Annotated in this window: 24 protein-coding genes; 12 read left to right on the forward strand and 12 right to left on the reverse strand. The window is 75.0% G+C overall.

What is annotated here, in order from left to right:
- Positions 1 to 124 precede the first annotated feature (124 nt).
- Positions 125 to 757, reverse strand: a complete 633-nt coding sequence (locus ACFVXK_RS23170) for a TetR/AcrR family transcriptional regulator (protein ID WP_389614542.1) — start codon at positions 755 to 757, stop codon at positions 125 to 127.
- 81 nt (positions 758 to 838) lie between these two features.
- Here ACFVXK_RS23170 and ACFVXK_RS23175 point away from each other — a divergent pair, with 81 nt between their 5' ends.
- A complete protein-coding gene (locus ACFVXK_RS23175) occupies positions 839 to 1,792 on the forward strand; it encodes a hypothetical protein (RefSeq protein WP_389614544.1) in 954 nt (317 codons plus the stop codon).
- Positions 1,793 to 1,801: 9 nt separating this feature from the next.
- Here the strand turns inward: ACFVXK_RS23175 and ACFVXK_RS23180 are convergent, their stop codons facing one another.
- From ACFVXK_RS23180 to ACFVXK_RS23195, 4 genes are all read right to left on the reverse strand, one after another.
- Positions 1,802 to 2,263, reverse strand: coding sequence for a DUF3887 domain-containing protein (locus ACFVXK_RS23180; protein ID WP_389614546.1), 462 nt, complete (start codon positions 2,261 to 2,263; stop codon positions 1,802 to 1,804).
- Between the two features lie 589 nt (positions 2,264 to 2,852).
- Positions 2,853 to 3,854 (reverse strand): HEAT repeat domain-containing protein, encoded by a 1,002-nt coding sequence (locus tag ACFVXK_RS23185; protein WP_389614548.1) that lies wholly within the window; start codon positions 3,852 to 3,854, stop codon positions 2,853 to 2,855.
- A 36-nt stretch (positions 3,855 to 3,890) separates the two neighbouring features.
- Complete coding sequence (locus ACFVXK_RS23190) at positions 3,891 to 4,580, reverse strand: HEAT repeat domain-containing protein (protein ID WP_389614550.1); 690 nt, start codon at positions 4,578 to 4,580, stop codon at positions 3,891 to 3,893.
- A 24-nt stretch (positions 4,581 to 4,604) separates the two neighbouring features.
- On the reverse strand, positions 4,605 to 5,114 hold the full coding sequence (locus tag ACFVXK_RS23195) for a hypothetical protein (RefSeq protein ID WP_389614552.1): 510 nt from the start codon (positions 5,112 to 5,114) through the stop codon (positions 4,605 to 4,607).
- A gap of 261 nt (positions 5,115 to 5,375) precedes the next feature.
- Between ACFVXK_RS23195 and ACFVXK_RS23200 the strand changes: the two genes are divergently transcribed.
- Positions 5,376 to 6,086: a hypothetical protein gene (locus ACFVXK_RS23200; protein WP_389614554.1), complete on the forward strand. Its 711-nt coding sequence runs from the start codon at positions 5,376 to 5,378 to the stop codon at positions 6,084 to 6,086.
- 3 nt (positions 6,087 to 6,089) lie between these two features.
- Here the strand turns inward: ACFVXK_RS23200 and ACFVXK_RS23205 are convergent, their stop codons facing one another.
- Both ACFVXK_RS23205 and ACFVXK_RS23210 read right to left on the reverse strand, forming a co-directional pair.
- Positions 6,090 to 7,337 (reverse strand): SUKH-4 family immunity protein, encoded by a 1,248-nt coding sequence (locus ACFVXK_RS23205; protein ID WP_389614556.1) that lies wholly within the window; start codon positions 7,335 to 7,337, stop codon positions 6,090 to 6,092.
- Positions 7,338 to 7,450: 113 nt separating this feature from the next.
- Positions 7,451 to 8,434 (reverse strand): aldo/keto reductase, encoded by a 984-nt coding sequence (locus tag ACFVXK_RS23210; RefSeq protein ID WP_389614558.1) that lies wholly within the window; start codon positions 8,432 to 8,434, stop codon positions 7,451 to 7,453.
- A gap of 104 nt (positions 8,435 to 8,538) precedes the next feature.
- Between ACFVXK_RS23210 and ACFVXK_RS23215 the strand changes: the two genes are divergently transcribed.
- From ACFVXK_RS23215 to ACFVXK_RS23225, 3 genes are all read left to right on the forward strand, one after another.
- Positions 8,539 to 9,102, forward strand: coding sequence for a TetR family transcriptional regulator (locus ACFVXK_RS23215; RefSeq protein ID WP_389614560.1), 564 nt, complete (start codon positions 8,539 to 8,541; stop codon positions 9,100 to 9,102).
- 24 nt (positions 9,103 to 9,126) lie between these two features.
- The gene (locus tag ACFVXK_RS23220) at positions 9,127 to 9,636 is read left to right on the forward strand and encodes a GNAT family N-acetyltransferase (protein ID WP_389614562.1); all 510 of its coding nucleotides are present in this window, start codon (positions 9,127 to 9,129) and stop codon (positions 9,634 to 9,636) included.
- 105 nt (positions 9,637 to 9,741) lie between these two features.
- Positions 9,742 to 11,232, forward strand: coding sequence for an MFS transporter (locus ACFVXK_RS23225; RefSeq protein WP_389614596.1), 1,491 nt, complete (start codon positions 9,742 to 9,744; stop codon positions 11,230 to 11,232).
- Between the two features lie 10 nt (positions 11,233 to 11,242).
- On the opposite strand, the gene ACFVXK_RS23230 is transcribed toward ACFVXK_RS23225, so the two are convergent.
- Together ACFVXK_RS23230 and ACFVXK_RS23235 are read right to left on the reverse strand one after the other, a co-directional pair.
- A complete protein-coding gene (locus tag ACFVXK_RS23230) occupies positions 11,243 to 11,770 on the reverse strand; it encodes a hypothetical protein (RefSeq protein WP_389614564.1) in 528 nt (175 codons plus the stop codon).
- Positions 11,767 to 12,852 carry a MerR family transcriptional regulator gene (locus tag ACFVXK_RS23235; protein WP_389614566.1) on the reverse strand — a complete coding sequence of 362 codons (1,086 nt, stop codon included), beginning with the start codon at positions 12,850 to 12,852 and terminating at the stop codon, positions 11,767 to 11,769. Before ACFVXK_RS23235 ends, ACFVXK_RS23230 begins: the two co-directional genes overlap by 4 nt.
- A 560-nt stretch (positions 12,853 to 13,412) precedes the next feature.
- Between ACFVXK_RS23235 and ACFVXK_RS23240 the strand changes: the two genes are divergently transcribed.
- The gene (locus tag ACFVXK_RS23240; protein ID WP_389614568.1) at positions 13,413 to 14,246 is read left to right on the forward strand and encodes an alpha/beta fold hydrolase; all 834 of its coding nucleotides are present in this window, start codon (positions 13,413 to 13,415) and stop codon (positions 14,244 to 14,246) included.
- Positions 14,247 to 14,255: 9 nt separating this feature from the next.
- Complete coding sequence (locus tag ACFVXK_RS23245) at positions 14,256 to 14,798, forward strand: GNAT family N-acetyltransferase (protein WP_389614570.1); 543 nt, start codon at positions 14,256 to 14,258, stop codon at positions 14,796 to 14,798.
- Positions 14,799 to 14,810: 12 nt separating this feature from the next.
- Here ACFVXK_RS23245 and katG read toward each other — a convergent pair whose 3' ends face one another.
- Both katG and ACFVXK_RS23255 read right to left on the reverse strand, forming a co-directional pair.
- Positions 14,811 to 16,970, reverse strand: a complete 2,160-nt coding sequence (gene katG, locus ACFVXK_RS23250; protein WP_389614598.1) for a catalase/peroxidase HPI — start codon at positions 16,968 to 16,970, stop codon at positions 14,811 to 14,813.
- A gap of 250 nt (positions 16,971 to 17,220) precedes the next feature.
- Positions 17,221 to 18,039: a DUF1206 domain-containing protein gene (locus ACFVXK_RS23255; protein WP_389614572.1), complete on the reverse strand. Its 819-nt coding sequence runs from the start codon at positions 18,037 to 18,039 to the stop codon at positions 17,221 to 17,223.
- Between the two features lie 178 nt (positions 18,040 to 18,217).
- On the opposite strand from ACFVXK_RS23255, the gene ACFVXK_RS23260 reads away from it, so the two are divergent.
- The 4 genes from ACFVXK_RS23260 to ACFVXK_RS23275 all read left to right on the forward strand — a co-directional run bounded on the left by ACFVXK_RS23260 (position 18,218) and on the right by ACFVXK_RS23275 (position 20,579).
- Entirely contained in the window at positions 18,218 to 18,430 is a 213-nt protein-coding gene (locus ACFVXK_RS23260) for a hypothetical protein (RefSeq protein WP_389614574.1), read from the forward strand.
- Between the two features lie 160 nt (positions 18,431 to 18,590).
- Positions 18,591 to 19,244, forward strand: coding sequence for a HemK2/MTQ2 family protein methyltransferase (locus ACFVXK_RS23265; RefSeq protein ID WP_389614600.1), 654 nt, complete (start codon positions 18,591 to 18,593; stop codon positions 19,242 to 19,244).
- A complete protein-coding gene (locus ACFVXK_RS23270; protein ID WP_389614576.1) occupies positions 19,228 to 19,536 on the forward strand; it encodes a CDGSH iron-sulfur domain-containing protein in 309 nt (102 codons plus the stop codon). Before ACFVXK_RS23265 ends, ACFVXK_RS23270 begins: the two co-directional genes overlap by 17 nt.
- Positions 19,533 to 20,579, forward strand: coding sequence for an iron-containing redox enzyme family protein (locus ACFVXK_RS23275; protein ID WP_389614578.1), 1,047 nt, complete (start codon positions 19,533 to 19,535; stop codon positions 20,577 to 20,579). Before ACFVXK_RS23270 ends, ACFVXK_RS23275 begins: the two co-directional genes overlap by 4 nt.
- An 11-nt stretch (positions 20,580 to 20,590) precedes the next feature.
- Here the strand turns inward: ACFVXK_RS23275 and ACFVXK_RS23280 are convergent, their stop codons facing one another.
- Positions 20,591 to 21,247: a DUF4232 domain-containing protein gene (locus tag ACFVXK_RS23280; RefSeq protein ID WP_389614580.1), complete on the reverse strand. Its 657-nt coding sequence runs from the start codon at positions 21,245 to 21,247 to the stop codon at positions 20,591 to 20,593.
- 296 nt (positions 21,248 to 21,543) lie between these two features.
- On the opposite strand from ACFVXK_RS23280, the gene ACFVXK_RS23285 reads away from it, so the two are divergent.
- Positions 21,544 to 22,071 (forward strand): DoxX family protein, encoded by a 528-nt coding sequence (locus ACFVXK_RS23285; protein ID WP_389614582.1) that lies wholly within the window; start codon positions 21,544 to 21,546, stop codon positions 22,069 to 22,071.
- Positions 22,072 to 22,149 lie beyond the last annotated feature (78 nt).

The raw sequence follows: 22,149 nt of genomic DNA on the forward strand, positions 1-22,149 counted from the left end.
CTCGCCGCACCGGGCGCAAAACCGAGTACGTCCAGTACAAGGTCTTGCGCCCGGCGCGCCGAGAGCACGCACCAGACGCCGCGAGGCCGCCCTCCGGGCGACGGCGGGACTTTGACGACAGGGCCTAGGGCGCCGGGGCGGGGGCGGGGTGCAGGCCGTGGCAGAGCAGGTCGAAGGCCCGGACCGCCTCCGGCAGGACGGCGTCGCGGGCGCTCGCGGGCGGTTCCCCGGCCATGATGCGGCGCCGGAGCTCGCGCAGCACCGCGCGGTGCGTACCCGCGACGGCCCCCGCGAGGAGCGCCGGCGGGGGAGGGGCTGGGGTGTCCGCGGGGTGCCGGGTCAGGGCCGCCGCCAGGGCGTCTTCGGCGCGTTCGCCGATCTCGCGCTCGCGGGCGAGCAGGGCCGGGCTGTCCAGGACCACCTGCCAGAACGCGGGGGCTCCGGGCTGGAGCCCGAGCATCGGATGGTCCTGCCGCAGGGCCGAGAGCAGGTCCTCGCGGACGGCTTCCACCGGACAGCCGCCGGGCGCGCGGTCGCGCACCAGCGCGGCCAGGTGTTCCTCGGCCTCCTGCCGACGGTCGAAGAACAGGTCCTCCTTGGCCGGGAAGTAGTTGAACACGGTGTTCGTGGACACGCCCGCCCGCCGTGCCACCTCCGCGACCGTCACCCGGTCGAAACCGTGCTCCAGGAACAGGGGCAGGGCCGCATCGGCGATCGCCGTACGGGTCTGCTGCTTCTTGATCTCTCTGAGGCCCATGGAGCCCATGCTAGTGTCACCACAAATTTGGAGTGACACCAAATTTGTGGTGACTCCATTCCCGTGATCTGGAGGCGAACCATGCCCATGACCTTCGGCATCTACCCCGGCGGGCTCCTCGGGGACGAGCGCGGCATCGTCCACCCGGTCTCCCCCGACGATCCGGACCGCGTCGACCGGGCCCTCGACACCCTGCAGGGTGACGCCGGCACCCTCTCGGTGCGCGCGTACCGCTCGTTCGCCACGACCGTGACCCCGAACCCGCCCACGCCGGCCGACCCGTACGCCCACGTCCGGCGCGGCCGCACCCTGGACCTCGTACTGCAGTTCCGCGAGCCCACCGGCTCCCTGGACGGCTGGACCGGCTTCGTCCGCGAGGCCGTCCGGGACGGCGGGCCCGGCCTGGCCTCCGTGCAGATCTGCGAGGAGCCCAACCTCGACCTGCCGCCCGTCGACGGCAGCGTCCCCAACGTCCTCGAGGCGCTCGTCCAAGGCGTGGTCGCGGCCAAGGACGAGGCCCGTTCCCTCGGCCGCCGGGTGGCCGTCGGCTTCAACGCCGTCCCGAGCTTCGATCCCGCCGACACCTTCTGGGCCGACCTGGGCGCCCTCGCCGGCCCGCGCTTCCGGGAGAGCCTGGACTACGTCGGACTCGACTTCTTCCCGGACGTGTTCCGCCCCGTCGCCCCCGACGGGCTCGCGGAGGCGGTCACCGCAGTCCTGACCTCGTACCGCCGCACGAGCCTGCCGAAGGCGGGCATACCCGACACCGTTGCGGTCCGCGTCTGCGAGAACGGCTGGCCCACCGGACCCGGACGCACCGTCGAGCGGCAGGCCGCCGTCCTGGAGACCGTCATCCGGACCACGGCGGCCCTCGCCGACGAGCTGAACATCGACGGATACTCGCTGTTCGCCCTGCGGGACGCCGACAGCGGCGCCGAGGGGATCTTCCCCCACTTCGGCCTGCTCTACGACGACTACACCCCGAAGCCCGCCTTCGCCGCCTACCGGCGCCTCATCGCCGAACTGGGCCGGTGAAGTCACCGGTTACGGGAGCGGCACCCCCGCGCGCAGGAACCAGAGCCCGGTCAGGCGGCCGTCCGCGCCGAAGGTGACGCGGAACTCCCCGGGCTGCTTCGCCATCCGTAGCGGCACGCTCACCACGGTCCCCGCCGCCACCCCGGTCTGGCGGGGCTCCCCGTGGGAGACGTAGTCGCCGAACTCGGCCCGGTACGCGTCCCAGGACTGCCGCAGCGCCTCCGGGGACACCTGCTGCCGCAGTTCCGTGCCGAACCGGGCCCGGACGGCGTCGAAGTCCCCGCGCACCACCTCGTCGAGGGTGTCGAGGGCCGGCCGGGCGTAGGAGTCCCGGGCGGGCGCCGTCACCTCCGCGGGGCGCCCCGCCACCGCCGCCGCGGACCCGTCCGCCACGACGCACAACGCCGCCGCGGCGGCCACGGCGACGACCGCGCTCCGGACGGACGCGCTCCTGCGCGGGGTCACGGCCATGACGTGCTCCTTCCACCGCACGGGCGGACGGCGGACGCCCCCGGCGCTCGACCGCCACCCCTTCAGGCTAGGCCGCCCGACCCGGATCCGGCTCGCCCAGCCACCGCTGGTACGACCCCTGTCGCGCGCGGCTCCCTGGCCGTTGCTGGGATGGCCCCTGTCCCGGGCGGCTCCCTGGCCGTTGCTGGGATGGCCCCTGTCCCGGGCGGCTCCCTGGCCGTTGCTGGGATGGCCCCTGTCCCGGGCGGCTCCCCGGCCGCTGTTGGGATGGCCCCTGTCCCTTCCCGGCCGCTGCTGGGATGGCCCCCGCCCCGCGCGGCTTGTCGGCCACCGCTGGGATGGCCCCCGCCCCGCGCGGCTTCCCGGCCGCTGCTGGGATGGCCCCTGTCCCGGGCGGCTCCCCGGCCACCGCTGGGGACGGCCCCCGTCCCGCTCGGCTCCCCGGCCACCGTCGGGAGGTGCCCCAGGTGCCGCGCCTCGCACCTGGTACCTCTCCCGTACCGGGGCGGCCCGCCAAAGCGCCGATGCCCGAACCGCCCGCGCATCGGCCGCGGCGCTGGAGTCCTGGCCCGGGCGTGGGCAGCCTTCCTCACGCGGCGCGCCGGCGCAGGAGGTACGCCGCCGTGCGGGCGACGGTGGGGTCCTCGTCCCGGGACAGGTCCGACAGGCCCCGCCCCGCGGCCTCCCCGGGGATGCCGGCCAGCGCCTGTACCAGCCGCAGCCGGGCGGGCGCCCGCGCCGGGCCGTGGCCGAGGCGGTCGAGGAGCCCGGCGGCGATCCCGTCCGCCAGCGCCGGATCACCGGCCAGCGCCCCCAACGCGTCGGCGGCGTCCACGTCGTTCGCCCCCTCGACGACCATGTCGGCCAGCGCCGGGACCGCCCGCGCGACCCCCCGCGCCCCCAGCGCCAGGGCCGCGGCCCGCCGCACCCCGGCGTCCCCGTCCTCCAGCGCCTCCTCCAGCAGTGCGGTCGCCGCGGGCACGGACAGCTCCGCCAGGGCCCGTACGGCGCGCCCCCGCACCTCCGCCTCCGCCGACCGCAGCCCTTCCCCGAGCGGCCCGACCGCGGCGCCGCCCGCTCGGGCCAGCGCCCACCGCAGGGCGCCGGCGACATGGGGATCCGACTCGCCCAACGCGGCCTCGGCCAGGGCCTCCACCGGCGCCGGGCCCCCCTCGGCCGTGCCCAGGGCGGCCCGCTGGCGCTCCCCGGGGCTGGGCGACCGCAGCGCCTGCAGGAGTGCGACGGCCCGCAGCACCTCGTCCCAGCCGGCGGGCTCCGCGGCCCCGATCCGCTCCAGCCGCGTCAGCAGCCGGGTCTCGGCCGCGATCCGCTCGCGCAGCTGCCCGGCCAGGTCGTCGAGCAGCCCGGAGGGGGTGAACCCGGGATCGTCCAGCGCCCGCGCGACGTCCCGCAGCCCGAGCCCGAGCGACCGCAGGCTCTCGATGTGGAAGATCCGCCGGACGTCCTCGCCGGAGTACTCCCGGTACCCCGCCCCGGAACGGCCGGACGGCCGCAGCAGGCCGAGTGACTCGTAGTGCCGCAGCATCCGGGCGCTGACCCCCGACCGCCGTGCCACCTCACCGATCAGCACCGCCCGTCCACTCCCTCTCCCCAGGCCCGTCCCGTCCTACCCTCCGACCATGATCCGCCTCGCCTCCTCGACGGCCCACTCGAACCCCGCGTCGGGGTCGCGCACCAGCCGCTGCGTGGCGATCGCGTGTTCCGCCACCGCCGGGACGGGCTCCGCCGCCGCGGTGCGCAGGGCCGGCATCCCCTCCTCGCCCAGCGCGACGAACGCCCGGCTGAGGCTCCGCCGCGTCTCGCGCCCGCCCCGCCCCAACTGCGTCGCCAGCACGGCGGCCAGCTCCCCCGCCCGGCCCTCCGGCACGAGCACGACCGCCGCCCGCCAGGCGCTGCGCGCCACCGCGTCGTCGGCGTCGGTCAGCAGCGCCCGGGTGAGCGCCGGCCAGGCCCGCGGGTCCCCGATCTTGGACAGGGTGTGCAGGGCCTGGCTGCGTGCCTGCGCGCACTCCGAGCCCAGCTCCGCCACGAGCCTCGGGACGGCCACCGCGGCCGGCTGGCGGACCAGCGCCCAGGTCAGCATGTCCCGCACGAAGAACTCGGGCTCGACCGCGCACCGTGCGACGAGCGCGCCGGCGCAGCGGGGGTCCGCGGCCGTCCCCACCTCCAGTGCCGCCCGCAGCCGCACCGACGCGCTGCCGTGCCCGAGTCCCTGCAGGGCCCGTACCAGCCCCGCTTCCCTCTCCTGCGTGATCACCGGGACCACCTCCTCGACGGACAGCGAAGACCTTGCCACCGTGTCAAGGTCAAGCAGGGAGCCTCAGCAGCCGCCGCAGTTGTAGTAGAGGACGTCCCAGTGGTTGCCCTCGTCCGCGTAGACGTTGCCCGAGCCCGACTGCCACTGGGGGGCGCCGTCGCCGCGCAGGCCGATGTAGGAGAAGGTGCCCTTGACGTAGCCGGTGAGGCAGGTGGCCTTGGCGTAGTCGAGCTTGTAGCCGTTCCAGTGGGAGTACGTGCCGCTCGCGTGGCCTGTCTCGGTGCCGCCGGTGATGTTGAGCGCGCAGCCGCTGGCGGCCCTGAGGGTCTGGGCGCCCTGGGCGGTGGCGAGGTTCAGCTGCTCGAACGAGGTGCAGCTCGGGTTGGAGCGGTCCGAGCAGTTGCCCGAGGAGGACCAGGTGATCCCGGCCTGGCGGAACATCGACGTCGCCGTCGCATGGGTGATCTTGGTCGCGGCCTGGGCCTGGGAGGCGCCGGTCAGCACCCCGAAGCCGGGTGCGAAGAGTGCTCCGAGGACGAGGGCGAGAGCGGTGAGGACGGATCGGGTCTTCACTTCGTGAGCCTCCTGCTGGGATGACCGTGAGAGGTGGTGCCGGGTCCGTGCGGGTCGGGCACCGCGATGGTGCCCGACCCGCCCGCCGCGGCGCCAGAGGGCCTCCGTGTTCCGGGATCGCGGTCGGCGCGGCGCCCGTGCCTGGTGAATCCTTTTCCCGGTACGACTGATCCACCCGCACGGGTGGACGTCCCCCGCGGTCCGGCCCCGGTCCCTGACGGCCCCTCTATAAACGGGGGAATCCCCCCGTTGCCTCCTCTGATGGGTCGTCACGCCATGCTCAACGCCGCCCTGCGGGTGCTCGCCGCCGCCTTCGTCCTCTCCGCCGCCGCTGTGGCGCCGCCCGCCGTGGCCGCTCCGGTGGCCGCGGACGACTCCAGTGCCCCCTGCGGCCCGGTCGTCGAGTACCGGGCCTGGGACTGGTGGCGGACCACGACGGACACCGGGATCGCCCAGACGGTCGCGTCCAAGGCGGCCGGTGAGCGCTGGCAGTGGCGCGACGACGTCAACACCCTGTGGCGCGGCGACACCAGGGAGACCGTCGACGAGATCTTCCGCACGGGCTTCACCCCGCGCGGCGACCAGCTCATCCCCCTCGCCGAGTACATCGTCAAGGGCGGCGGCCAGCTCAGCGCGCACCTCAGCACCAGCTGTGACCCGTCGGTGGCCAAGCGGTTCGCGACGTACGGCACGGAGAAGACCGGCTGGGTGTACGAGATCTACGCGCCCGGCGGCATCGACGTGAACGCCACGGCCCGGGTGAACGGCTACCAGTCCCCGTACCTGTGGAACAAGGAGATCGACTTCCCGGGCGGGGTGCGGGGCAACTACATCAAGGGTGCGTGCAAGTACCGGCTGACCGGCACGGACCCGGTCACCAACGACAAGACCTGGGAGCGGCTCGGCTGCAAGGACAACGCCGGCTTCGCGCCCTACAAGGACGACCGGACCGCCTACGCCCTCACCCACTGACCCTCAGAAGCCCCAGGGGCTCAGCTCCGTGACGGCGGCGAACAGGTGCCCCCACACGTCCGCCGCGGGGGCGTCCTCGTCCGCCGTGAGCGGTTCGAGGGCGGCGACCTCGCGGAGGAAGTCCCCTTCGCCGTCCTCGCCGGGGTGCCCGTTCCAGCAGGCGCCCATGAAGCGGTACTGGGCCTCCAGGACGCGTACGAACGTCTCGGTGTCCCGGGCGAGGGGGAAGGGTTCCCCGCCGCCCCGGACCAGGGACACCGCGCCCGTCTCAGGGTGGACCAGCACCCGGCCGGTGTCGCCGTAGGCCAGTTCCAGGGTGCCCAGGTGCAGCAGGCCGTTCGCGTCGGGCTCCAGCCCCCGTCCCTTCCCCCCGGCCCAGGCCAGGGTGAAGGTGGCCACCCCGGCGGCGAACCAGGTCGGCAGTCCCGCGGTCACGGCCAGCTCCCGCGTGGGCGCGTGCGTGAGCGCGGCGGGCAGCTGATCGGGCGTCAGCACCACCATGCCGTCCGCGTCGAACGCCTCCTCCAGGCGGGCCGCGTCCAGCGGCGCCTCGGCGGGCGCCGGGCCGGCGAACCACGGGGCCGCCTCGCCCCAGGAGACCACCGCGGCCTCCGCAGGGCCGTCGGCCGCCGCGCCGCCGTGCTCCATGACGACGACCCCGCGCGGCTCGGAGAGCAGGACGCGGCCCCCGCCCAGGGGGACAGGCTCCTCCCAGGCGTCGAGCGTGTGGAGGCCGTGGTCCTCGCCGTCGGGGTCGAAGAGGACGGGCCCCTCGACGGGGGCGTCGTACGGCCGCTCGGTGAACTCTCCCTCGGCGGGGGCGGGCACCCGCTCCCCGGTGGCCGGATCGCGCCAGTGCTCCTGGGTCCACTGCGACCACACCCGCAGCAGGAGACGGCCGTCCGGCGCCTGGTGGACCTGGACGTCGGCGTCCCCGCTGAGGTTCGGCTTGGCCCGGTAGGCGCCGACGGGCCGCCACCAGGCCCAGACGGTCCGCCAGGGCATGTCCGGCGCGGCCGCGGCGACCAGGTCGGCGTAGGCCTCGTGCCCCAGCACCTTCGCGCCGAAGTGCAGCCACGAGGCGAACTCCGCCCGGGACACCTCGGCTCCGTCGAGGACCGCGACGGCCTGGGCCCAGGCCTCGCGGCCCGCTCCGCCGCCCGTCGCGGGCAGGTCCCGGACGGCCCCGGGGCCTGCGACGAGCAGGGCGGCGGGGGAGGAGAACAGCGTGTCGAGAGCGTCGCGAGTCATGCCGCCATGCTGCCACCCGCCACTGACAAGGCCGTTCGCGGGAGCGCCCGTTCGCGGGGGACGGGGCGGGTCGGGCCGGGGCGGGCCGGGTGGCGGGGCGGCCGGACGGCCCGTCAGCCGTTCAGGTTGTGCATGTACTCCGGGGCGTAGCGGTCGCCGGAGGCGACGCCGCGCGGGGCCACGGCCTCGATCGCGGCGATGTCCTCGTCGGTGATCGTCACCCCGGTGGCGGCGACGTTCTCCTCCAGGTAGCCGCGCCGCTTGGTGCCCGGGATCGGCACCGCGCCCCGGCGCAGCACCCATGCGAGGGCCAGCTGGGGCGGGGTGACCGACTTCGCCTCCGCGAGGCGGCGGACGGCGTCGACGACGGCCAGGTTGCGGGCGAAGTTCTCGCCCTGGAAGCGGGGGTCGGTGCGGCGGAAGTCGTCCTCGGCGAAGTCGTCGGGGCTGGTGACGGCGCCGGACAGGAAACCGCGCCCGAGCGGGGAGTAGGCGACCAGGCCGATGCCGAGCTCGTCGAGGGCGGCCTGCACGCCGTTCTCCTCCAGGCCCCGCTCGAACAGCGAGTACTCGGTCTGCACGGCCGTCAGGGGGTGGACGGCGTGCGCGCGCCGGATGGTGGCCGCGGCGGCCTCGCTGATGCCGAGGTAGCGGACCTTGCCCGCGGTGACCAGTTCCGCCATGGCGCCGATGCTCTCCTCGACCGGGACGCCGGGGTCGATGCGGTGCAGGTAGTACAGGTCGATGTAGTCGGTGCCCAGGTGGCGCAGCGAACGCTCGGCGGCGCGGTGGATGTAGGCGCGGCCGCCGTTGTGGCCGCGGACGGTGCCGTCGTCGTCGATCTCGATACCGGTCTTGGTGGCGATGACCACCTGGTCGCGGCGGCCGGCGACGGCCTTGCCGACCAGCCGCTCGTTGGCGAAGGGGCCGTACGTCTCGGCGGTGTCGAGGAGGGTGACGCCCAGGTCGAGGGCCCGGTCGATGGTGGCCAGCGATTCGGCCTCGTCGGTGGCGCCGTAGAAGGCGCTCATGCCCATGCAGCCGAGGCCTTCGGCGCCGACCTGCAGACCCTGGGAGCCGAGTGCGCGCAGTTCCATGGTGTTCTCCTGGGAGGAAGAGTTAACTAACTGGTTACCTACACGGTGCACCAGCCCGGTCCGTCATGTCAATAACCGGTTGGTTACTTGCTAGCCTGGGCTGCATGGCACGTGATTCCAGCGCAACGAGGGCCCGCATCCTGGCAGCGGCCTTCGACGAGTTCGCCGCGTACGGTATCGCCGGCGCCCGGGTCGACCGCATCGCCGACACGGCCGGGGCGAACAAGCGGATGATCTACGTGTACTACGGCAACAAGGAGCAGCTGTTCGACCAGGTGCTCCTCCAGGCCGTGGAGCAGGGCGCGGAATCCGTCCCCTTCGACGCCGAGGACCTCCCCCGCTATGCGGGCGCCGTCTTCGACCACCTCGCGGCCGACCCGCGGCTGGTGCGGCTGCTGCTGTGGAAGCGGCTCGAACGCCCGCAGGCCACCGCCCTCGAAGCGGAGTCCTACACTCGCAAGACCGCCTCACTGGCCGCGGCCCAGCGCGGGGGCCGCGTCGACCCCGCGCACGATCCGGCCGACCTGCTCACCCTGGTCCTCGGCCTGGCCCAGGCCTGGTACACCGCGGCCGGCGACGACCCGGACGCCGCCCGCCACCGCACCGCCCACCGCGCGGCCGTGGTCGACGCGGTCGCCCGGCTGGTCGAGGTCCGCGACCCCGCCTGACACGAACGCACACCGGAGGTCCGGATGGACGACGTCACGCTCCGCGCGGTACGCGACGAGGACCTGGAGGTCTTCTACGCACAGACGAACGACCCCGAAGCCGTCCGGATGGCGGCCTTCACCCCCGAGGACCCCGCCGACCGGGCCCGGTTCGACGCGCACTGGGCACGGATCCGGCACGACCCCGGCGTCCTCGCGCTCACCGTCGTGTCCGGGGACGGGGCGGTCGTCGGGCACGTCGGGGTCTTCGGGCCGCCCGAGGAGCGCGAGGTCACGTACTGGATCGGCCGCGCCCACTGGGGCCGCGGCGTGGCGACCGCCGCGCTGCGCGCCCTGCTCGACGCCGTGCCGGACCGCCCGCTGCACGCCCGGGCGGCCGCGGACAACGCCGCCTCGCTGCGCGTCCTGGACACGTGCGGGTTCGTGGTGACCGGCCACGGGCGGGGCTTCGCGCACGCGCGCGGAACGGAGATCGACGAGGTGCTCCTCACCCTCCCCGCCCGAGACCCCCGCCGCGTGCGCCGGGCTCAATGACGGGCGGGCGCGGGCGCCCGTGGCAGCATGGGTCGCCACGATCCGCCCGGCCGGACGCGGTCGCGCGGCGGTACGGCCCACGTCGTCCGAGATCCCGGGGTGCCCATGCCGCGAGCCGCGCAGCGCCCCCCGTCCCCCTCGCCCGGGGGCTCCCGGCCGCCCCGCAAGCGCTTCGTGCTGACGGCCATGGGCTGCGCCGGCGGCATGATCATGCTGGACCAGACCGTCGTCGCGGTCGCCCTCGACCCGATGTCCCGGAGCCTGGGCCTGACCACGTGGGTGATGCACCGGGTGGTGCTCGTCTACGTCCTCGCACTGTCCGCGTTCGCACCGGTCGGCGGGATGGCGGCCCGCCGGTTCGGCCTGCTCGCCACCTTCCGGTGCGGCATCGTCCTCTTCGCCGTCGCCTCGGGCGCGTGCGGCCTCGCCCCGGACGGGGACTTTGCCGGGCCGTTCCTGCTCCTGATGAGGGTCTTCCAGGGCATGGGGGCCGGGCTGATGATCCCCGTGGCCACCACCGTGATCACGAACGTGTACGAGGAACACGAGCGCGGCCGGGCCCTGGCCGTCTACGCCGGACTGGCGCAGGTCTTCTTCTCCCTCGGCCCCGTGGTGGGCGCCGTGCTGACCCAGTACCTGGGCTGGCGTTCCGTCTTCCCCGTCAACGTGCCCGTGGCGGTCGCGGCGCTGTGGCTGGCCGCCCGCGCCCGGGTGGCCGACGAGCGGGGCAGGGGCGGGCTCGGTGTGCTGCAACCCGTCGTGGTCAGCGCCTCGGTGGCCGCCGTCGTCCTCGCGCTCTACCAGTGCGGGGTCTGGGGCCTCGCCGACCCCAGGACCCCGGCCGCGCTGACGGCCGGGACCCTGGCCCTGGCCCTGGCGGTACGGCTCGTCCTGCGCTCCCGGGAGCCGCTGGTCAACCTGCGGCTGCTGCGCATCCGCCCGTACGCCGTGGCGACCGGGCTCACCTTCCTGGTGCAGGGCCCGCAGCTGATCGTCATGGTGCACGGCACGCTGTTCCTGCGGCAGGCCATGCACCTGCCCCCGCTCACCACCGGCCTCGCCCTGCTGCCGCTGGTCGGCGCCCTGACCACGGGCACCTTCCTGTCCGGCCACCTCCTGGACCGCTACCGGTCGATCCGCGTCCCCGTGCTGCTCGGCCTGACGGCGGCCACGCTGGGCGCCGTCCTCTGGACGCTCGCCCTCCCGCAGCGCGGCTACCTCTGGCAGGTCCCGGGGATGGTCCTGGCCGGTATCGGCATGGGCATGCCGGTGCCGGCCCTGAGCGCCGAACTGATGCGCGCGGTGCCGCGGCGGGACCGGGCCGACGCGTCGGTCCTGCGCCAGACGCTCCGTCAGCTGGGCGGGGCCTTCGGGCTGGCGCTGGCGGGCGCGCTGGTCCTGGCCGCGAACGACGACACGGCCGACGCGGAGGGCATCGTCACGGCCACGGCCACCCCGGCGGCCTTCGCCACGGCAACCGCCTTCCTGACCGCGGCCCTCCTCTGCGCGGCCCTCCTGCTACCGGGCGGCTCCCCCACGCGGGCCGGCACCGCCGAAGGGGGTGGCGTCCCGCTCGCCCAGGACCCGTCCGGGTGAGCGCACGGGGTCAGGCGGCCGGTCCGGGGGCCGAGGTGCGCGGGGTGCGGTCCCGGCGGGTGATGGCCTCGGCGACCTCTTCGACCGCGCGGCGGACCAGGTCGCCGTAGGGGTCGGCGGAGAGGCTGGGGGCGTGGGTCCGGGCGGCCTCGATGTGGCGGGCCGCGGCTTCGAAGGAGCCGAGGCGGCGGTGGTCGTCGGCGAGGTTGAGGTGCAGGGAGGGGTAGAAGCCGGCGATGCGCAGGCCGGAGTGGTGCTGCCGGGCGCGCTCCCCGGTGACGGCGTCGGCGGCGTCCAGCGCGCGGACGTCCCAGGCGAGGGCCTCGGCGGGGTCCGCGTGGAGGTCCGCCAGGTGGTGGGCGAGGGAGCAGCGGTGCAGCGGGTCGCCCGTGACACCGATCCGCGCCCAGAGGTCCAGCAGTGCGCGGCGGGCGGAGGCCGGGTCTCCGGTCCGGCCCTCGGTGACGGCCCGGGCGATGGCTTCCATGGTCGCGTCGGGGGAGGGGGCTTCGGTGGGTGTGGTGGGTGTGGCGGTCATCTGGTTCGGGGCCTCTTGGGGTGGGAGTGGCGGACGGGCATGGCGAGTGTCGTGAGGTCGCCGCGGTCGGCGGAGCGGATCGTGACCGGCTGGTCGGGGCCCCGCAGGTCGAGCATCAGGTCGGGGCCGATCGCCGTGCTCACCGCGGGGTGGAGCGTGGTCAGTTCGAAGTGGATCAGGAGGGGTGTGCCTGTCGTCGTGGCGGGGAGTGCGGTGCCGGGGCGCCCGTCGTCCGCCGGACGGACCTCCACCGTCCGGTCGGCGACGTGCAGCGCGACGCGTTCGCCGGGCTGTTCCTCCAGGGCGCGCAGGAACGGTTCCCTGGCGAACGTCGCGCGGGTCGTGACCGCTCCCGGTGAGGCGAGCGCCGCCCGGTGGTCGGGGAACTCCTCGGACAGCAGCCGGGCGTAGCGGTCCTCGCGCCCGCCCGTCCGGAACCAGACCCCGTGCGGGGCCGCTTCGAGGCGGACCAGCGCGCCGCGGCGGATGTCGGGGGCCGCCGCCCGCAGATCGTCCCCGCTCAGCGTGCCGGCCCACGTCCGCCCCGGCGGCGTGCTCGGCACCAGGGTGCGGGTGGAGAGCCGGTACCGGTCGGTCGCGGTCAGGGTGAGCGAGCCGGGGTCCGCTTCGAGGCGCAGGCCGCCGAGCACCGGCAGCCCCGGTTCGTGGGCGGTGGCGGTCAGCACCTGCTCGACCGCGTCGGCCAGCACGGGCCCCTTCAGCGCCCCGATCGCAAGCCCCGGCCCGCCGCCCAGCGAGGACACGACGGCCGTGGCCTTCCGCAGGGCCGCCGACGCATCCCCGACGATCTTCGCCACGTGCGCGTCGACCAGCCGGGACGCCTCCTCGGCCGGTGCGGCCAGGACCGCCTCGACCCCGGCGAGGGGCATGGCGATCTCACGGAGCCGCCGCAGCGCGGTCGCCCGTGCGAGCTGCTCGGCGTCGTAGTAGCGGTAGCCCGACACGGGGTCGACCACGGCGGGCGGCAGCAGTCCGGAGTCGGCGTAGAAGCGCAGCGCGCTGGAGGTCAGGCCGCAACGCCGGGCGAAGGCGCCGATGGGCATCAGTTCGGAAGGGGGCACCTCGTCATCATGGGGCTTCGACCAACATGAAGGTCAACGTCGGCCCACGGCGGCGGCGACCGTCACGCGGGCCGGCGGTACGAGCCCCGGCGCGCAGCCGACCAGCAGGCCGACGCCGCGGTGGTCGGCCGGTACGCACGGCGCGAGCCCCGCCGCGGGGACCGTGAGCCCGCCCCACCGCAGGGGACGGCGCCGCCGCGCACCGCGCACCGGGCGGCGAGCGCGCCGACCGGACCGCAGGGCGGCCTGCGCGCCGGCGCGTCGGCCGTGCCGGGGACGGCCGTCTGGACCACGCCGGGCACCACCATCACGCCCACCAGCACCGCCGCGGCCCACGGGACCGGCGGCCGCCAGGCCCGCCGCAGGGCCACCGGCGGGGACCCTGCGTCAAGTCCCCCGCCGGGGCGAGCGTGGCCGGCAGGGGGAGGCCCGGTGCGACGACGGCCGCTGCGCACCGGTAGGGCGCGACACCGTGGATGTCCCTGGCCGAAGCCTCGGCAGAGGCGCCCCGCGCGGGGCGCCGTCGGCAGTCAGGGCATGCCCATGGCAAGGTGGCCGCCATGTCCGCGACCCCCGCGCCCGAGGCCGCCCGCGCCGCCCTGCGGGTCTCGGGCCGCCGCCTGTCCTACCTCGACTCCGGCGGCCCCGGCCCCCTCCTCCTCGCACTGCACGGGCACTTCGGCGAGGCCCGGACGTTCCTCCCCCTGATCCGTCAACTTCCCCCCGACTGGCGGGTCGTGGCACTGGACCAACGCGGCCACGGCCACTCCGACCGGCCGCCGGACTTCTCCCGCGAGGGCTACGTCGAGGACGCGGCAGCCCTGTTGCGCCACCTCGGCGGCCCCGGACCGGCGGTCGTCCTCGGACATTCCCTGGGCGGCGTCAACGCCTACCACCTCGCCTTCCGCCACCCCGGGCTGGTCCGCGCCCTGGTCGTCGAGGACATCGGAGCGGAAGTCGACGGGGACCTGTCCTTCTGCCTCACCTGGCCGCACCGCGCCCCCACCCGCTCGGCCCTGCTGGACGCCCTGGGCGGCTCGGCCCCCCACCTGACGGACGCGGTCCGCGAGTACGGGGACGGCTGGGGCCTCGCCTTCCGCCCCCAGGACATGACGGCCTCGCAGCACGCCCTCAACGGCGACCACTGGCGGGCCTGGCTCGGCAGCGGCTGCCCGGCCCTGCTGATCCGCGGCAGCCGCAGCGGCGTCCTGCCGGCCGGCCACGCCCGGGCCATGGCGGCCGCCCGCCCGCGTACACGGCTCGTCGAACTCCCCACCGGACACACCGTCCACGCCACCGACCCCGAGCGGTTCGCCGCGGCCGTCCGGACCTTCCTCGACGCCCTTCCCCCGCAGCCGCATAACCGTTTGCCGCCGGCCGGCCCCGCCCGATAGGAAGCTCCCATGCTGACTGGCGACAAGGTCGGGCTCAGGGCCCGCTTCGACGAGGACATCCCGGTCCTGCGCACCGAGCTCTACGACGACGTGGTCAACTCCTCGCGGTCGGAGTCCGGGCCGTGGCGGCCGATGACCCCCGGAACACGGGACCCCAGGCTCGTCGTCGACGAGAACCAGGAGCGGAGCGTCTCGTTCTCCGTGGTGGAGCTCGACGGCGGCACGCTCATCGGCTCCGCCGTGCTGTGGGGCATCGACAGCCACAACCGCAACGCCCACATCGGACTCGGCCTCTTCCCCGCCGCCCGCGGCCAGGGCTACGGCACCGACGTGGTGGCGGTCCTGTGCCACTACGGGTTCACCGTCCGCGGCTTCCAGCGGCTGCAGATCGAGACCCTCGCGGACAACGCCGCCATGCTGCGCTCCGCCGAGCGCAACGGCTTCGTCCGCGAGGGCGTCCTGCGCAACTCGGCCTGGGTCATGGGCGAGTTCCTGGACGAGGTGCTGCTCGGGCTCCTCGTCCAGGACTGGAAGCGGACCCCGCGGCGTTAGGACCCGGGCGGCTCAGGCCAGGTCGAACCGGTCGAGGGTCATGACCTTGTCCCACGCGGCCACGAAGTCCCGCACGAACTTCTCCCGCGCGTCCTCACTCGCGTACACCTCCGCCAGCGCCCGCAGCTGGGAGTTGGAGCCGAAGACGAGGTCCACGGCGGTAGCGGTCCACTTGACCTGCCCCGTGGACCGGTCCCGTCCCTCGAACTCGCCCTCCACCGCGGCGGACGCCTTCCACTCCGTCCCCATGTCCAGCAGGTTGACGAAGAAGTCGGGGGTCAGCGTCCCGGGCCGGTCCGTGAGGACGCCGTGCCGGGACCGCCGGAAGTTGGCGTCCAGGGCGCGCATGCCGCCCAGCAGCACCGTCATCTCCGGAGCCGTCAGCGTCAGCATCGAGGCCCGGTCCAGCAGCAGGGTCTCGGCCGCCGGCTTCTCCCCGGGCCGCAGGTAGTTGCGGAACCCGTCCGCACTCGGCTCCAGCACCGCGAACGACTCCACGTCCGTCTGCTCCTGCGAGGCGTCCGTGCGCCCGGGCGCGAACGGCACCTCCACCTCGTGCCCCGCGTCCCGCGCCGCCTTCTCGACGGCCGCGCACCCGCCCAGGACGATCAGGTCGGCGAGCGAGATCCTGGTCCGGCCGGAGCGCGAGCCGTTGAACTCCTCCCGGACCCCTTCGAGGGCCTCCAGCACCCGGGCCAGCTCCGGGGTGTCGTTCACCTCCCAGCCCCGCTGCGGAGCGAGCCGGATCCGCGCCCCGTTGGCCCCGCCGCGCTTGTCGGTGCCGCGGAAGCTCGCCGCCGACGCCCAGGCCACGGCGACCAGATCGGAGACCGACGGGCCCGACGCGAGGACCGCCTCCTTGAGCCCGGCCACCTCCTCGTCCGTGACCAGGTCGTGGTCGACCTCCGGGACCGGGTCCTGCCACAGCTGCGGCTCGGGGACCCAGGGGCCGAGGTAGCGCGTGACCGGCCCCATGTCACGGTGCAGCAGCTTGTACCAGGCCCTGGCGAACGCGTCGGCCAGTTGCTCGGGGTGCTCCCGGAAGCGGCGCGCGATCGGCCCGTACACCGGATCCAGCTTCAGCGAGAGATCGGTCGTGAGCATCATCGGGGCGTGCCGCTTCGCCGGGTCGTGGGCGTCGGGCACGGTGCCCTCGGCCGCCGCGTCCTTCGGCTTCCACTGGTGCGCCCCGGCCGGGCTGGACGTCAGCTCCCAGTCGTATCCGAACAGGTTGTCCAGGTAGCCGTTGTCCCACCGCGTCGGCTCGGTCGTCCACGCGCCCTCGAGGCCGCTGGTGAGGGTGTTCACGCCGCTGCCGGTGCCGAAGGTGTTGTGCCAGCCGAGGCCCTGCTGCTCCAGCGGCGCCGCCTCGGGCTCCGGACCGACGTATTCCGCGGGGACGGCACCGTGGCATTTGCCGAACGTGTGGCCCCCGACGATCAGCGCGACCGTTTCCTCGTCGTCCATCGCCATACGGGCGAACGTCTCACGGATGTCCCGGGCGGCGGCCAGCGGATCGGGGTTTCCGTTGGGCCCTTCCGGATTCACGTAGATCAGGCCCATCTGCACGGCGCCGAAAGGACCCGTGAGCTGTCTGTCACCGCTGTAGCGCTCGTCTCCGAGCCAAGTGTCCTCCGGCCCCCAGAAAATCTCCTCGGGCTCCCAGATGTCCTCCCGGCCGAAGCCGAATCCGAACGTCTTGAGGCCCATCGATTCCAGGGCGCAGTTACCCGTGAACACGAGAAGGTCGGCCCAGGAGATCTTCGATCCGTACTTCCGCTTGACCGGCCACAGAAGCCGCCGCGCCTTGTCGAGGCTCGCATTGTCCGGCCAGCTGTTCAAAGGGGCGAACCGCTGGGCGCCGGCGCCCCCGCCGCCCCGGCCGTCGGCGATCCGGTACGTGCCCGCGGCGTGCCAGCTCATCCGGATGAACAGCGGACCGTAGTGCCCGTAGTCGGCGGGCCACCACTCCTGGGAGGTGGTCATCACCTCGAACACGTCCCTTTTCAGCGCATCGACGTCGAGGGTCGCGAACTCCGCCGCGTAGTCGAAGTCCTCGCCCATCGGACTGGCCTGGGGGGAATTCTGGTGGAGGACCTGGAGGTCCAGCTGGTCCGGCCACCAGTCCCGGTTCGTGCGGGGAGGCGTCGCCGTGGGGGAGGGGGAGGGGATTACCGGGTTCTCGCTCTCGCTACCGGACACGTCCGTCCTTCTTTCCTGTCGCTGTCGCGTGTTCGAGCCGTATCGGCGTCCGTAATGGTCGCGCACGGCGGGCTTCGGAGCCGCGAGAACACGCATGGCATTACGGCGCACGACCGCCCGGTTTCCCCATACCGCTCAAAGAGCATTCACGGACGGCGCGGCGCGGAGCGGAATCGCATTCCCGCGGAAAAGGCCGGGGAAGCCTTCGCGCGGTGCCGGCTCACAGCCGGGGGCGGAAGGCCGTCGCCCAGGAGAACACCCCGAACAGCAGCAGCCCCGCCGCGACGGCGACCAGCAGCCAGGGCCCCGCCGGGGTCTGCGCGAAGGCGCGGAGGGTGTCGTCCGCCCCCTTGGCCTTGCCCGGGTCGTACGCGACGGCGGCGTGGACGAGGAAGGCGCCGGCCGCCGTGAACACGGCCCCGCGCGCCACGCCGCCCACCACCCCGAGCACGTCCACGGCCCGCCGGGCGGCCCGGGGGAGGCGGCCCGTCTCCATCTCGTCACGGAAGGAGAGCCGGGCGGCGCCCACGACGATGACGACCCCTCCGACCGCGACCCCCAGCCCCGCCAGCCCCACCAGCCACGGGCCGGCCGGGATCCCCAGCACCCGGGCGGTGACGTCCCGGGACTGCTCGTCGCTCGAACGCCCACCGCCCTGCCCCGCGGCGAACGCCAGCGTGGAGAACGCCGTCACCGCGTAGAAGCAGGCCCGGGCGGCCGCCGCCACCCGCTTCGCCGGCCCCCGCCCGCCGGGCCCGGCGGAGCCGAAGACGGCCTCCGAGAGCCGCCAGAGCGCCATCGCCACCAGACCGGCCCCGACGGCCCACACCAGCACCCGCCCGAACGGATGGCCCGCCAGTTCGGCGAGCGCCCCCGTACGGTCGGCCGCCTTCCCCGGACTCCCGAACGCGACCCGCAGCGCCAGTACGCCCACCAGCACGTACAGCACCCCGCGCGTGACCAGCCCGCACCGGGCGGCCACGGCCACCGCCGTGCGCGTCTCACGTGCCCCGGCTCCCCCGGTCGACGGTCCGGCCATGCTCCACCCTTCCCCGGAAGTACCCCGCAGGCCGCCCCTGCCCGCTGCGGTGCGCGCCATGCGCCGGGGACCCGGGCCGTCGTGCCCCGGCAGGGGCCCGCCCCGCACACCGTTTCACCCCCGGCGGCCCGGGTAACCGCGCGGTCACGGAACGACGCCCGACGAGGAGGCAGCATCCATGGCCGGCATAGGCGGTTGCATCACCCTGTTCGTGGTGGGGGCCATCCTCACCTTCGCGAGCGACTGGCACATGAAGGGCGTCAACCTGGACGTGGTGGGCCTGATCATGATGGCGGGCGGGCTGCTGGGGCTCGCCGTCTACAGCAGCGTCCTGCGCCGCCGCCGCGCCGCCGCCCTCCCGGTGGTCGACGAGACCCGGGAACGGCCCTGAGCCGTCGGCGGGGCGAGGTGCAAAGCGGGCGATCGAGGGTAGGCGCGGCCCGTGATCGGCCCACTTCGCCGCCGGCGCCCCGGGGCTCCCGCCCCGGTGGTGGCCGGTGGCCGACCAGGAGATCCCCGTGCCCAGTACCGCACTGACCTACCTCGACCCGATGCCGCGCCTGATCGCCCTGCCGGGCGTCTACCGGCCGCAGGCCGACACCCGGCTGCTGGCCGACGCCCTCGCGCGCGAGCCACTGGGGCCCGGCGCACGGGTCGTGGAGATCGGCACCGGCACCGGGGCGCTCGCCCTGCACGCGGCGGCCCGGGGCGCCCACGTCACCGCCGTCGACGTCGCGTGGCCGGCCGTCCTGGCCGCCCGCCTCAACGGCTGGCGCCAGCGCCTGAGACTGCGCGTCCTGCACGGAGATTTCGCCGACCGGACCCGCGGGCGCCGCTACGACCTGGTCCTGGCCAACCCGCCCTACGTCCCCGGCCCCGACGCCCGGCTGCCCACCGGCGGGGCCCGGCGTGCCTGGGAAGCCGGCCGGGAAGGCCGCGCCGTCATCGACCGCATCTGTACGGCCGCCCCCGCACTGCTGAGCCCCGGCGGCGTCCTCCTGATGGTGCACTCGGGGATGTGCGGGGCGCAGAAGACCCTCGCCCTGCTGGCCGGGCAGGGCCTGTCCGCCCACGTCACCGAACGCGCCCGCATCCCCTGGGGGCCGGTGCTGCGCTCCCGCGCGGCATGGCTGAGGCAGGAGGGGCTGGCCGGGGAGGGCGAGGAGCTGGAGGAACTGGTGGTGGTCCGTGCCCAGTACGCCTGAACCCGAGCACACCCGCCCGGCCGCGCAGGGCCCCCGCCCCCGGCGGGTCCGCGTCGAGCGCGGCGGCCCGGTCCTGGTCGAGGGCCCGGTCGAGATCACCCTGGACGACGGGACCACCGTCCGGTCCGACCGGTTCACGGTCGCCGTGTGCACCTGCCGGCGCAGCCGCACCTACCCCTGGTGCGACACCAGCCACCGCCCCCGCGAACGGGCCGCCCCCGGGTCCGGGAAGAGCGGCGGGCCGCGCCCGGCCGTCGACGGCCGCGCACCCGAGGACGGGGGCGACCGATGACCGCACCCGCCCGCACTCCCGCCCGTACCCCCGCCCGGACCGGCACGCCGGAGCCGGCCGCGTCCGGCCCCGCGCTGGTCGAGGGCCGGGGCCCGCTGTCCCGCGCCGTGGTGGCCGCCCTGCGCGGCGGCCCTCCCGCCGACGCCGGGGCCGTGGCTGTCCCGGGGACCGACCCGTGGGGGGAGGACCTCCACCTCGCCCTCTACCTGCTCTACGAACTGCACTACCGCGGCTTCGCCGGCGTGGACGACGCCCTCGAATGGGATCCGGCCCTGCTGGGCCTGCGCCGGGCCCTGGAGGACCGATTCCTCCACGCCCTGCGGACCGCGACGGCCGACGCCCCGGCCACGGTGGCGGAAGCCTTCGGCCCCCTCCTCGTCGAGCCCGTGGACCCCGGTGCGAGCCTCAGCCACCGCCTGGAGACCGAGGGGGAGCTCTGGCAGCTGCGCGAGTACGCGGCCCTGCGCTCCCTCTACCACCTGAAGGAGGCCGATCCGCACGCCTGGGTGATCCCACGGCTGTCCGGCCGGGCCAAGGCGGCCATGGTCGCCATCGAGTACGACGAGTTCGGCGCCGGCCACCCCGACCGCGTCCACGCCCGCCTCTTCGCCGGCCTCATGGCCGACCTCGGCCTGGACACCACGTACGGCCACTACCTGGACCGGGCTCCCGCGCCCCTGCTCGCCACCGTCAACCTGATGTCCCTCCTGGGCCTGCACCGCGCCCTGCGCGGGGCCCTGGTCGGGCACTTCGCGTGCGTGGAGGTCACCTCCTCGCCGGGCTCCCGCCGCCTCGCCCGGGCCATGCGCCGGTGCGGAGCGGGCCCGGCGGCCGAGCACTTCTACGCCGAACACGTGGAGGCCGACGCGGTGCACGAGCAGGTCGTACGCCACGAGGTCATCGGCGGCCTGCTCGCCGACGAGCCGCAGCTGGAGCCCGACGTCGCCTTCGGCTGCGCGGCGACCCTCCTGCTGGAGGAGCGGCTCGCCGCCCACATCCGCGGTGCGTGGGACCAGGGGCGCTCGGCCCTGCGCCGCCTGTGAGCGGGCCCGCGTCACTTCACGGGGACGGCGTCCTTCGCCGAGGTGTGCCAGTTGGTGACGACCGGGCGGTCGACCGTGATGGTGCCGACCGGCAGCGAGACGGGGTTGGGGTCGCTGTTGCCGACGGCGACGATGATGCTCTCCAGCTCCTTGCCGCCGTTCTCCTTGGTGGTCTTCGGGTTCACCCCGGCGTAGGCGGTGACACCGCCGCTCAGCTGGATCGGCTTGCCGGCGGCCTGCTCCGCGGGGCCGGCCTGGGTGCCGTCCGAGCCGAACGCCACTGTAGGCAGCGCGGCCGGGAGGGTGCAGGTGATCCCGGGCTTGGCCTTCGCCGTGATCAGGATGTACCCGCCGCCCTGGCTCTCGGACTTGGCGCTCCAGGCGATGTCGTCGGCGCCGCAGGCCTGTCCGACGGGTCCCCGGCCGCCGGCGCCCGTGTCGGCGCCGCTGCCGGTCGCGCCCGGGGACTTGCCCTTGCCCGTCGCGTCGCCGCCCTTGCCGCCGCCCGGCGTGCCGGCCGCCGTGCCGGAGCCGGCCGGAGCGGCGGAGGAGCCCGGCGCGGCGCCCGTGGCCCCGGCCGCGTCGGAGTCCTGGCACGCCGTCAGCAGCAGGGCGCCGCCGACGAGGGCGGCGGAGACGAGGAAGGCGTGGCGGCGGTTGCCGGACATGAGGAGCCCCTTGGAGATCGGTGGTCGAGGCCGAGGCGGGTACGGCCGGTCGGCGCTTTCTTGATCACTATGGGGGGAGCCGCGGGCCGGGGACCGTCCGCGTGTGCGTTCCAATACGCCCCCGTCACGAATCGGTGACATGACCACGTATTTTCGGCCGCGCGGCCTCCCGCATGGCTCGATCCGCCACCGGGGCTCGCCCGTTCGGCGGACGTATCCCGGGGTGTGGGGGCGCGGCCGCCCGGACGGGATACGGATGTTCCCGCTGCCCGCCCCCATCGCCCCAGGGAGACCCGATGACCTGCATCAACCGGCGAGACCTCGCACTGCTGGCGCTCCGCGCCGGAACCGGAGCCGTCCTCATGGCGCACGGTACGCAGAAACTGTTCGGCTGGTTCGGGGGAGGCGGTCTGGACAAGACCGCGGCCGCGATGGAGCACATGGGCTTCACCCCCGGCCGGCAGAGCGCCCTGGCCGCCGGACTCGGCGAGACGGGCGGCGGCGCCCTGCTCGTGCTGGGCCTGGCCACCCCGGCGGCGGGCGCGGCGGCGGCGGGTGCCATGGCGGGCGCGGTGTCCGTGCACGCCCCGGCCGGATTCTTCGCGCAGGCCGGGGGGTACGAGTACCCGGCCTTCCTCGGGTTCACGGCGGCCGCCATCGGGCTGGCCGGCGCGGGCCGCTACTCCCTGGACCACGCCACCGGCCACACCTTCGACCAGCGGTGGATGCTCGGGCTGGCGTTCGCCGCGAGCGCGGTCGCGGCGGCCGCGGTCGTCGCCAAACGGGCCAAGGGGCAGCAGGACGACGACGGGGGGACCGCCTGAGCGGCCCGGGCGGCGCCGCGGGCCTGGCGTGATCCCTTCAGGCCGGAAACCGGCTGTCCCGGTGTGCGGCCAGGACGT

Origin of the sequence: Streptomyces sp. NPDC058157 (genome assembly GCF_042884105.1) — a bacterium.
Lineage (GTDB): Bacteria > Actinomycetota > Actinomycetes > Streptomycetales > Streptomycetaceae > Streptomyces.

Coding starts and splice junctions, on each gene's coding strand:
- ACFVXK_RS23170 (WP_389614542.1), bottom strand. CDS start 757: ATGGGCCTCAGAGAGATCAAGAAGCAGCAGACCCGTACGGCGATCGCC.
- ACFVXK_RS23175 (WP_389614544.1), top strand. CDS start 839: ATGCCCATGACCTTCGGCATCTACCCCGGCGGGCTCCTCGGGGACGAG.
- ACFVXK_RS23180 (WP_389614546.1), bottom strand. CDS start 2,263: ATGGCCGTGACCCCGCGCAGGAGCGCGTCCGTCCGGAGCGCGGTCGTC.
- ACFVXK_RS23200 (WP_389614554.1), top strand. CDS start 5,376: ATGGGTCGTCACGCCATGCTCAACGCCGCCCTGCGGGTGCTCGCCGCC.
- ACFVXK_RS23205 (WP_389614556.1), bottom strand. CDS start 7,337: ATGACTCGCGACGCTCTCGACACGCTGTTCTCCTCCCCCGCCGCCCTG.
- ACFVXK_RS23210 (WP_389614558.1), bottom strand. CDS start 8,434: ATGGAACTGCGCGCACTCGGCTCCCAGGGTCTGCAGGTCGGCGCCGAA.
- ACFVXK_RS23215 (WP_389614560.1), top strand. CDS start 8,539: ATGGCACGTGATTCCAGCGCAACGAGGGCCCGCATCCTGGCAGCGGCC.
- ACFVXK_RS23220 (WP_389614562.1), top strand. CDS start 9,127: ATGGACGACGTCACGCTCCGCGCGGTACGCGACGAGGACCTGGAGGTC.
- ACFVXK_RS23225 (WP_389614596.1), top strand. CDS start 9,742: ATGCCGCGAGCCGCGCAGCGCCCCCCGTCCCCCTCGCCCGGGGGCTCC.
- ACFVXK_RS23230 (WP_389614564.1), bottom strand. CDS start 11,770: ATGACCGCCACACCCACCACACCCACCGAAGCCCCCTCCCCCGACGCG.
- ACFVXK_RS23240 (WP_389614568.1), top strand. CDS start 13,413: ATGTCCGCGACCCCCGCGCCCGAGGCCGCCCGCGCCGCCCTGCGGGTC.
- ACFVXK_RS23245 (WP_389614570.1), top strand. CDS start 14,256: ATGCTGACTGGCGACAAGGTCGGGCTCAGGGCCCGCTTCGACGAGGAC.
- ACFVXK_RS23255 (WP_389614572.1), bottom strand. CDS start 18,039: ATGGCCGGACCGTCGACCGGGGGAGCCGGGGCACGTGAGACGCGCACG.
- ACFVXK_RS23260 (WP_389614574.1), top strand. CDS start 18,218: ATGGCCGGCATAGGCGGTTGCATCACCCTGTTCGTGGTGGGGGCCATC.
- ACFVXK_RS23265 (WP_389614600.1), top strand. CDS start 18,591: ATGCCGCGCCTGATCGCCCTGCCGGGCGTCTACCGGCCGCAGGCCGAC.
- ACFVXK_RS23275 (WP_389614578.1), top strand. CDS start 19,533: ATGACCGCACCCGCCCGCACTCCCGCCCGTACCCCCGCCCGGACCGGC.
- ACFVXK_RS23280 (WP_389614580.1), bottom strand. CDS start 21,247: ATGTCCGGCAACCGCCGCCACGCCTTCCTCGTCTCCGCCGCCCTCGTC.
- ACFVXK_RS23285 (WP_389614582.1), top strand. CDS start 21,544: ATGACCTGCATCAACCGGCGAGACCTCGCACTGCTGGCGCTCCGCGCC.